The 9,551-nt window shown below is 49.6% G+C and carries 9 protein-coding genes; 5 read left to right on the top strand and 4 right to left on the bottom strand.

The window, feature by feature from the left end; all coding sequences use genetic code 11:
• Positions 1 to 46: 46 nt before the first annotated feature.
• From B3K91_RS04910 to B3K91_RS04900, 3 genes are all read right to left on the bottom strand, one after another.
• Positions 47 to 886, bottom strand: a complete 840-nt coding sequence (locus B3K91_RS04910) for a mechanosensitive ion channel family protein (protein WP_292594162.1) — start codon at positions 884 to 886, stop codon at positions 47 to 49.
• A 147-nt stretch (positions 887 to 1,033) separates the two neighbouring features.
• The gene (locus B3K91_RS04905; RefSeq protein WP_292594160.1) at positions 1,034 to 1,993 is read right to left on the bottom strand and encodes a 4Fe-4S dicluster domain-containing protein; all 960 of its coding nucleotides are present in this window, start codon (positions 1,991 to 1,993) and stop codon (positions 1,034 to 1,036) included.
• Positions 1,994 to 2,122: 129 nt separating this feature from the next.
• The gene (locus B3K91_RS04900; RefSeq protein WP_292594158.1) at positions 2,123 to 2,359 is read right to left on the bottom strand and encodes a hypothetical protein; all 237 of its coding nucleotides are present in this window, start codon (positions 2,357 to 2,359) and stop codon (positions 2,123 to 2,125) included.
• Between the two features lie 117 nt (positions 2,360 to 2,476).
• On the opposite strand from B3K91_RS04900, the gene B3K91_RS04895 reads away from it, so the two are divergent.
• The 5 genes from B3K91_RS04895 to B3K91_RS04875 all read left to right on the top strand — a co-directional run bounded on the left by B3K91_RS04895 (position 2,477) and on the right by B3K91_RS04875 (position 8,179).
• Positions 2,477 to 3,874: a mercuric reductase gene (locus tag B3K91_RS04895; RefSeq protein ID WP_292594155.1), complete on the top strand. Its 1,398-nt coding sequence runs from the start codon at positions 2,477 to 2,479 to the stop codon at positions 3,872 to 3,874.
• 405 nt (positions 3,875 to 4,279) lie between these two features.
• Positions 4,280 to 5,185 (top strand): glycine betaine ABC transporter substrate-binding protein OsmF, encoded by a 906-nt coding sequence (gene osmF / locus B3K91_RS04890; protein ID WP_099831004.1) that lies wholly within the window; start codon positions 4,280 to 4,282, stop codon positions 5,183 to 5,185.
• Positions 5,178 to 6,365 carry an ABC transporter permease gene (locus B3K91_RS04885; protein WP_292593478.1) on the top strand — a complete coding sequence of 396 codons (1,188 nt, stop codon included), beginning with the start codon at positions 5,178 to 5,180 and terminating at the stop codon, positions 6,363 to 6,365. Before osmF ends, B3K91_RS04885 begins: the two co-directional genes overlap by 8 nt.
• Positions 6,358 to 7,455: an ABC transporter ATP-binding protein gene (locus tag B3K91_RS04880; protein WP_292594152.1), complete on the top strand. Its 1,098-nt coding sequence runs from the start codon at positions 6,358 to 6,360 to the stop codon at positions 7,453 to 7,455. Before B3K91_RS04885 ends, B3K91_RS04880 begins: the two co-directional genes overlap by 8 nt.
• Entirely contained in the window at positions 7,436 to 8,179 is a 744-nt protein-coding gene (locus tag B3K91_RS04875; RefSeq protein WP_292588884.1) for an ABC transporter permease, read from the top strand. Before B3K91_RS04880 ends, B3K91_RS04875 begins: the two co-directional genes overlap by 20 nt.
• 14 nt (positions 8,180 to 8,193) lie before the next feature.
• Here B3K91_RS04875 and B3K91_RS04870 read toward each other — a convergent pair whose 3' ends face one another.
• On the bottom strand, positions 8,194 to 9,516 hold the full coding sequence (locus tag B3K91_RS04870; protein ID WP_292588886.1) for a mechanosensitive ion channel family protein: 1,323 nt from the start codon (positions 9,514 to 9,516) through the stop codon (positions 8,194 to 8,196).
• Positions 9,517 to 9,551 lie beyond the last annotated feature (35 nt).

Raw genomic sequence — 9,551 nt, 5'->3', positions numbered from 1 at the left:
CCAACCTGCTACCCCCGACCACGTTTCTGCCCTCTGATCCCTTCGGTCAGCTTTCCTTCCCGGCCAATCTTATGCCTTCTTTGGGGCTGTCGACAATATGCAGGTCCAGCTGGCTGAACGGTATTTCTATGCCGTTTTCATCGAATTTCGATTTTATGATCTTCGCGAGTTCTGTGCTTGAAGCAATGAAGTCCGGCCTCTCGACCCAGAACCTCACGACGAAGTCGATCGAAGACGCGCCATACCCGGTGAACTGGATCATGGGTTTGTGATTGTCGTCTACATATAGCTTTTCATAAGAGTTGACAGAATCCTCGAGTATCTTCATCACTTTGTTCAGATCGCTCGAATACGAAACGCCTACCGTGAGATCGTTTCTTCTTATATTTTCGGGCCAGAAGTGAATTATCGTTGCGGCCCAGACGTTTCTGCTCGGTATGGTTACGAGCTTGCCGTCCCAGGTTTTGATCAGTACGTGATTCAGTTTTATTTCCTGAATCCCGCCTGAGGTTCCGCCAATGTCCACGGCTTCCCCTTCGTAAACCAACTTGTTGATCATTATAAGAATTCCACAGATGAAATTGTCTAGAGGCTCTTTGACTGCGAGACCCACAATAATACCTGATACTCCGAGTCCGGCAAGCATAGGAGCCAGATTCTTGAAGAGAACCGAGATGATTATGAAGGCTGCCAGCGCATAGAACGCCAGATTGAAAAGCGTTCTCATGGTCTTACGATACTGAGTGGAGACAACGGTTGTCTTCTCCGCGAATTTCATGAATGTTTTGTAGAAGAGACCCGCCAGCCATTTTGCCAGCAGCAGGATTACAACGCTAATCCCTATTCTGATGGCCCACTCGATAATTGTACTGAGTACTTCATTCATGGTAATCCCTCCTATAGTCTCATGTAGTTATTCTTACATACGATCCTTCAAAAACCCAAATTCGATGAAAACGGAAACCTTTCTACCGCCTAAGCAGTTTAGAGAAAGCAGCCGAGGTTCTCAGAATCGGAGCGTTTTGCCTTTTGATTACATGGACTGTGAAAAGCCGATCCCTTTCGAGAAGGGGCAGACCCTAATGCAAATACCGCAATCGGTTCCATTCGTCCTCCAATAAGAGTAACAGAGCTCGTGACTAATTCTCCATTTCCTGGTTCCGTTGACGATCTCCTTTCCATTGACGGGTATTGCAGAAGCCGGGCACTTTGTCGAGCAAATACCGCAGCTGCCGCAGAAGCTCTCTAGGTCAACATTGATTGATTGGTCGCACTTCAAAGGCATATCCGTAGTTACCAGTCCGAGTTTTATTCTTGGGCCGAACCTGTCAGAGATGAGAAGGCCGTGTCTTCCGAAAACGCCAAGTCCTGAAGCTTCCGCCACCAGAGGGAGAATTGCGAGATAATTTCCGTCCATATGATTTCTAGCCGAGTATCCAAGACTTCGAATGAAATAGGAGATGCTTAGTCCGATCGTAGCTGCCTTCAGATACGTTCTGGAGCTCTCGACCATTGCGGTCATCGCCGGTGCGCTGTCAATCATATCCTTCTTTATTTCAACCGCGAATGCTATTCCAAAAGGAAGTAGATCGGTTATTTTCTTTCCGTAGTGTTCTCGATGCCTGCCTCTGTGGCTATAATAAAACTCCGGTTTCATTTCTGCCACACCTACTAGATCTGCACCAAAATCGTGGGCGACCCTTCTGACTAGATCGGTGAAGCTTGACGAGTCGGATCGAAATCTGTTATTTGATGGCATACCTTCGCATAGAGGCCGAAGATCTTCTACAAGGGAGAAATTCGAACGGATTTCTGAAGCTTCAATCAGATCATAATAGAGGGAGCTTACGTCGCACAGATCCAGTTTGCTACGCAGTTCGTCATCAACCTCTTTCAGCTCGGGATGTCTAGAGTAGTAGTCACGGTACTCGGGAGATCCTGCTTCGTAGTTCATCCTGGCAAACATCGTGTCACGCTCATCGTATCTAGTCATTCTATTCACCACCGGCCTGCACTGATCATACAATTATACTAGCAGCGGCTTTTGCATCCTATGCGTGCTGTCGACTGGATTTAAGACAGGCGCGACACAGTGACGGCTTCAAGCAATTTCAGCTCCCGATCACAGACTCTTTCCTTCATTTGTTTTGCTTTGCCCGATGCTAAACTTGTGAGGTATCCAGAGATTCAGTGACTCCAGAGGATCTATAACAGTGAGCAGTTTTTCAGCCTTCTGAACGGATTGGTCGGCCGTTCTGGCTTCATAGAAAAGCAGAACAGGACAGGTTTCTCTGCCCGATCCTTTGTGGATCATCTTGGTGAGGAATCGCTTAGTCTCTTTCGAAAGAAGATTGAACATAATCACCAACTCATGGCGGATGAAGAGATCAAGAATCGGGCCTTTTGCTTTCAAGTGATTGACCGGGAAAAACAGTGAAAACTGCATGTATGTGGCGAAAATTAGGATGGTGATCAAATGAAGGATGGTAGGAAAAAATTCGACGCGATAGTTATCGGTTCCGGTCAGGGAGGCACTCCTCTGTCGCTTTCGCTTGCAGATGCAGGATGGAAGGTCGCACTTGTGGAAAGAAAGGCAGTTGGAGGTACATGCGTCAATGAAGGGTGTACTCCAACAAAGACCATGATAGCCAGCGCAAGAGTAGCGCATCTGGTAAAGCGCGCAGCAGATTTTGGAGTTGATGCTGGCAAGTTCTCTGTCGATCTGGAGAGAGTTATCCGGCGGAAAAAAGAAGTGGTTGAGAGTTTCAGGGAAGGAAGCAAGAAAAGGATTCTCGATTCTCCAAACCTATCATTGATAGAAGGCAGCGCGCGTTTTGTAAGGGAAAGACAGCTCGAAGTCAGACTTCAAGATGGGAGAACAGAGTTCTTGGAAGCAGACATCATAGTGATAAACACCGGAACGAGACCTGCGAGACCTGAGATAAGAGGTCTGGATAATTCAGTGGCTTATGACTCGACTTCGATAATGGAGCTCGATAAGCTTCCGGAACACCTCATAATCGTTGGTGGCGGCTACGTTGGTCTCGAGTTCGGGCAGATGTTCCGACGTTTTGGAAGTGAAGTAACCATTATTCAAAGGGATAAACAGTTGCTCTCTCGCGAAGATGAGGATATCGCCGGCATGGTTTTGGAAATCATGAGGGACGAAGGTATCGAGGTCCTTCTAGATAGCGAACCGCTCCAGGCCAGAAGCGCCGGGGGCAACAGGATCAGCCTGAGAGTGCAATCTTCTGAGAAGGAAACGACATTAGTGGGAAGCCATCTGCTGCTCGCGACCGGCAGGTTACCCAATACTCCCGACCTGAATCTGGAAAAGAGCGGGGTTAAGGTTGACGATAGGGGATTCATAAAGGTAAACAACAAACTGGAGACCACGTCGGAGGGAGTTTACGCGATAGGCGATGTTAAAGGCGGACCGGCCTTCACACATATTTCCTACGACGACTTCAGAGTATTGAGGGAGAACCTCTTGAACGGAGGAAGCTCGTCGATAGAAGAGAGGGATGTCCCTTATGTAGTATTCATTGATCCTCAACTTGGAAGAATAGGCCTCACCGAGAAGGAAGCATCGAGTCGAGGGTACAGCTATCGCGTGGCAAAGCTGCCTTTTGATAGGGTGGCTCGGGCCATTGAAACGGACGAGACACGGGGAATGATGAAGGCGCTTGTCGACTCAGAGACAGACCGGATTATCGGTGCCGCCATTCTAGGAGTTGAGGGCGGAGAGATTGTATCTGCAATTCAGATTGCCATGATGGGCGGGCTTCCATTCACTTCGCTCAGAGACGGCGTCTTTGCACACCCAACGCTCGTGGAATCATTGAACAATCTCTTCATGACGCTGGATGGCTGACCGTATTTGCAAGAGTATATTAGAATGCTTGCGGAATCTCTTTCGGGGTTAGTCGATGGAGGTAGCCCTTCAGGAAGAAAGGTGGTTGGATTTCGTGGCATTTGGAAGTCAATACTCCCTCGTGGGGTTCTAGTTGTAGCCCCGAATCTTTGTTGGTCTCTGAAAAGATGAGAACAACCTGTGCCACTCTGTGAATCAGCTGCTTTCAGGTTCTCCCTTTTTGGGGTTATCTGTCTGAGCCGAAATGGGAAAGAGGGAGAAACCGGATCTCAGATTCTGGGCTGGAGCTTTCAGTCGGAACATGGATATGTCAACAGAGACAACTGCGCATTGAAAACTTTCAGAGATAGTGTACAATTAAATGGAGTATAATTATCGGCAATACGAATTGTGGAGGTAGGTTGTATGAAGAGAATAATGCTGATTGCACTGATACTAATGACGGCCATTGGCTTTGCACTGAAGGGACCGATTACGGTCGCATCGAAGATAGACACCGAAGGCGCACTGTTGGGACAGATGATAGTGATAGTCCTGCAGAAGAATGGCTTTGAAGTGAACGACAAGACTGAGTTCGGAACTACGAGTGTTATCAGAAAGGCGATCATTGCTGGAGAGATCGATATATATCCCGAGTACACCGGCAACGGAGGTTTCTTCTTCGATAACACTGATCCGGGTATATGGAAAAACGCGCAGCAGGGATTCGAGACAGTCAAGAGACTCGACTTTGAGAACAACGGCCTGGTGTGGCTGACCCCCGCCCCTGCCAACAATACATGGGCTCTGGCGATCAGGAAGGATCTTTCCGACAGTGAAGGAATAAAGACACTTGAAGACCTCGCGTCTTACCTGAATCGCGGCGGCTTCATTAAGCTGGCCGCTTCAGAGGAGTTTCTTACCAGACCGGACGCTATGCCGGCTTTTCAGGAGGCTTATGGCTTCGAGCTTTCAAATGAGCAGCTACTTGCCTTCTCTGGAGGAAATACCGCTCAGACCATAAGGGCCGCTTCCCAGAACATTGACGGTGTAAACCTCGCGATGGCATATGGTACTGACGGCGCCCTCTCTGCTCTCAAGTTGGTGGTCCTTGAAGACACCAAGGGAGTTCAGCCCGTTTATGAACCCGCTCCGATCGTTAGAAAGGAGATACATGAAGCCTATCCGGAAATCGAGGAGCTCCTCAAACCCGTTTTTGAGGCTCTTGATCTCGAGACGCTGCAGATGCTAAACGCTTCGATAGCGATAGAAGGTTTAGATGCGGGATACGTCGCCGAGCAGTTCCTCATATCGAAGTCTCTGATTGACTAGAGTTATGACGCTGATTTCCAGACGAAGAGACATGATGGCCATTCTAGGAATGGCCATCATGTTGTTGTCTCTCCTGGTCCCGGGATTCCTTTCAGTTAAGGAGACGAGAATCTCGGAGACATTTCCCGTAGCTTTAGGCAGCTTCTCAAATGTGGGCCTCTCTCTCCTGTTAGTGGCCTCATTTGCAGTCTTGTTTTTGTCCTACGCGGGATTCAGCTTTTTGATGGGTCTCGTGGGAGGGATTGCCCCCGTCTTCGGCTTCTTTCTGGCCGGAAGACATGCCGCCTCTATAGCTTCAAAGGCAGGTCCCTTTGCAAGGGTCTCCCCTTCCACCGGTTTGTGGGTTCTTCTCCTGGCCGGCTACATTGTTGTATTCGCTGCCAGAAGAAGACTGAAGGACAGGAAGATCATCTCATCGCTTCTGGTCTTGGTTCCGATTGGCCTGTTCCTGTTGCTTCTCGGCTCGGGTCATCTGAAAGACCTTGCAATAATGAAGGAGTACGCAAACAGAAGCAACAGATTTCTTGAAGAGACTGTGAGGCATCTCGTAATTGCAGGAGGAGCAGTTCTCGCCGGAGTGCTCATAGGAGTGCCGCTTGGAATAGTTGCCAACAGGTCTCCAAAGATCGAAAGACCTGTATTCGCTGTTGTGAACTTCATACAGACGATCCCGAGTATAGCCCTGTTCGGCTTGCTAATAGCTCCGCTATCCTACCTTTCACGCAGTGTGCCATTTCTTAGGGAGATAGGAATAACGGGTGTCGGCTGGGCTCCGGCCATGATAGCTCTCGTCCTGTATTCGCTTCTCCCGATAGTCAGAAACACTTACTCAAGTCTGAAGGTTATTCCCACAGATACCGTGGAGGCTGCCAGGGCGATGGGAATGAGCAGAATTCAGGTTCTCGGAAAGGTCGAGATTCCGATTTCGCTGCCGGTCGTCCTTGCTGGCGTTAGAACAGCGGCCGTTCAGGCCGTGGGGAACACTACCATGGCGGCCCTGATAGGAGCAGGAGGCCTCGGGGTTTTCGTATTTCAGGGTCTCGGTCAAGCCGCCATGGATCTTGTCCTTCTAGGAGCGTTGCCTATAGTTGCTCTCGCTTTGATAGTCGATTCCCTAATGCAGCTGCTTATAGGAATACTGACTCCTAAGGGGTTAATCTCGGAGGGAGCCAATGATTAGATTTGAAGATGTAACAAAGAAATACGACGAGAATACACTGGCCGTAGATTCGATTACCTTCGAGATCCCCTCGAACGAACTGACGGTTCTAATCGGGCCTTCGGGATGTGGTAAGACGACTACGCTCAAGATGATAAACAGGATAGTCAGACCTACAACGGGGAAGATCCTGATAGACGGTAACGACGTAACCGTCATGGATGTGAAGCAGCTCAGGAGAGGAATAGGTTACGTAATCCAGAACGTGGGGCTCTTTCCACATATGTCGGTGAAGGATAACATTGCCACCGTGCCGAGACTGCTGAAGTGGGAGAGATCGAAGATTGACGTTCGGGTGCACGAACTGCTGCAGCTGGTCGGATTGGAGCCTAAGTCCTACGCGAACAAGCTTCCGAAAGAACTGTCGGGCGGCGAGGCCCAGAGAGTCGGCGTTGCGAGGGCGCTTGCAGCCGATCCCCCGATAATACTTATGGACGAGCCCTTCGGAGCGGTAGACCCATTAACTAGAGTGAGGCTCCAAGACGAGTTTGCCAGAATTCAGGAGGAACTCCACAAGACGATCGTCTTCGTAACCCACGATATAGATGAGGCGATAAGGCTTGCAGATAGAATCGCGGTCATGAGAGCGGGCAGAATCCTTCAATATGACACTCCCGAAGAGATCCTGGCGCATCCGAAGGAGAAATTCGTCCACGACTTCATGGGATCAGATAGAGCGCTGAAGAGGCTCTCGAGGATCCCGGTCGGGGAGTATATAGAGGAGAGCTTCGCGATAGACCTTTCAGGAAGCTGGGAACAGCTGGGCAAGATCGAAGAGGAATTCGTCTGGGCGCTGGACAAGGATAAGAGACTTGTCGGCTGGGTAGATGTCTCCCATTCGAGCAGGGAGAAACCGGTAAGAGAAGCTCTGACTGAAATGAAGGAAGAAGAGATCTTGAGTCCGGACAGCACTGTTAAGGAGGCGCTTTCCAGAATGCTTGAAAGCGGAACCGCGGCGTTGCCGGTCGTCGAGAGAACGGGACGTTTTCTCGGCCAGATAAGCATGACCAGAATCCAGGAGTTGACCAGAAGTGACAGAGAAGAGAAGTAGAGTCTTATCCTGGGTCTTGTTGGGACTGTTCTTGCTGGCCTTCGTCCTTCTCATCTCTAATATGGCATGGTGGGAGAGCTTTCTGCGATGGTTCTTTCCCGGAGAGAAGCAGGTTCTTCATCCAAGAGGGACTTTGTTGGAGCTAGTGGCCGAACATCTCTGGATGGTCATCGTATCCAGCGGACTTGCCACGATTATCGGCATCTCGATAGGAGTGCTGGTTACACGCCCGATGGGCAGGCAGTACTTGCCTCTCGTTTCAAACCTGAGTTCCCTCGGCCAGACCTTCCCTCCCGTCGCTGTTCTCGCTCTTGCCGTACCGTTGCTGGGATTTGGATTCAAACCGACGGTCGCTGCTCTGCTGCTTTATGGACTGCTTCCCATCTTAAGAAACACAATAGTGGGAATTGAAAACATCCCCGCAGATGTGCGTGAAGCAGCATATGGAATGGGTATGTCTTCCTGGCAGGTGCTGTTTAGAATTGAGCTCCCGCTTGCGCTCAAAGTAATCATGTCGGGGATTCGGATTTCGGTCGTAATAAACATCGGGACGGCAACTGTGGGGGCAACCATTGGGGCCGGCGGCCTCGGGTCGCCCATTATCGCCGGGCTTGTCGCAGAGAATCCCGCCTTTGTGATTGAAGGGGCTATTCCGGCGGCGCTTCTCGCATTTTCAGCCGATGCGCTGCTCGGTAATATCGAGAAAACGATTTCTACAGCGTAGATTTGCCTCTTGAATCAGGTATCCTTTTCGGCGTGCAATTGCGGGCTTTCCGTAAAGAGTTCCTCGGAGTTATCCTGTTCATGCCCTTGCCTCTTGCCGACAAGAAGATCTCCCATTGCCCTCAGGTCGTTTCCCGAAGGATTCTGGAATACCCTCAAATCGAAGTGAGGGAGTGTAGCAAAGATGTGATCGAAAATGTCTGACTGCAGAGATTCGTAGTTAACCCATGATGTGTCTTTACTGAAGGCGTATATCTCCAGAGGCAGCCCGGTATCGGTCGGCTGCAACTGCCTGACCATCATGATAAGATCTTTGTTTGTCCCGGGATGATTTCTGAGGTAGGCGGTCAGGTATGCCCTGAAAGTCCCAATGTTCGTCATCCTTCTGCCGTTGACCGGTTCGGTTACGTCTACCTCGTTCATTCTGTTGAACTCCTCGATCTCCTTCTTTCTGCTTTCGAGGTAAGGTCTCAGAATCTGGATCTTGTACAGCCTGTCATACAGGTCGTCATCGAGAAAGCGGACGGAAGAGGTGTCTATGTAGACAGATCTCTTGATTCGCCTTCCGCCGGCCTGAAACATCCCCTTCCAGTTCTTGAACGATTCAGAGATTATCGCGTATGAAGGGATTGTAGTTATCGTCTTGTCCCAGTTCTGAATTCTTATCGTTGTAAGGGTAATGTCGATTACATCACCATCGGCCTGGTATCTTGGAACCTCTATCCAGTCCCCGATGCTCACAAGGTTGTTCTTAGAAATCTGGATGCTGGCGACGAGCCCGAGAAGTGAATCCCTGAATATGACGAGTAGGACGGCGGTCATCGCACCGATTCCGCTCAGGATACCCCACGGAGAAATCCCCGTCAGAACGGACACCGCAACGACGCCGGCTATGATATACACCATTAGTTTCACAACGGTCATGTAGCTCTTTATCGGCTTATCCTTAGAGGTTTCCAGAGACTGATAAGCGCTTGTGAATACGTCCAGGAAGGCATCGATCACAACGGCGGCGATGAATATCAGATATGTGGCTACCAGCCGGTAGATTACGTCGCTTATCGCGGGGAATGCAGGAGCGAATAGCGCAATCACGATGGCCGGTATCATAAGGGCAATCTTATTGAGCAGTTTGTGTTTTACGAGAAGGTCGTCCCATTTGAATGCAGATTTTCTTACAATAAGCTCAATTGGCTTAATCAGGACCTTTTCGAAGATGTATTTGGATAAGAAGGCCACGACTATCATGATTATTCCAACAACTATGTTGGCAAGTACCAAGTCAAAAGTCTCACTGAGTCCGAGAGCCGAAAACCACCCGGCAAAGATATTGACCACTAGATCGCCCCCTCAAAGATATGGTCACTAGATAG

Origin of the sequence: Mesotoga sp. UBA5847 (assembly GCF_002432735.1) — a bacterium.
Taxonomy (GTDB): domain Bacteria; phylum Thermotogota; class Thermotogae; order Petrotogales; family Kosmotogaceae; genus Mesotoga.
The sequence above is the reverse complement of the archived record's forward strand: the minus strand, read 5'-3'. Positions and strand labels throughout refer to the sequence as shown.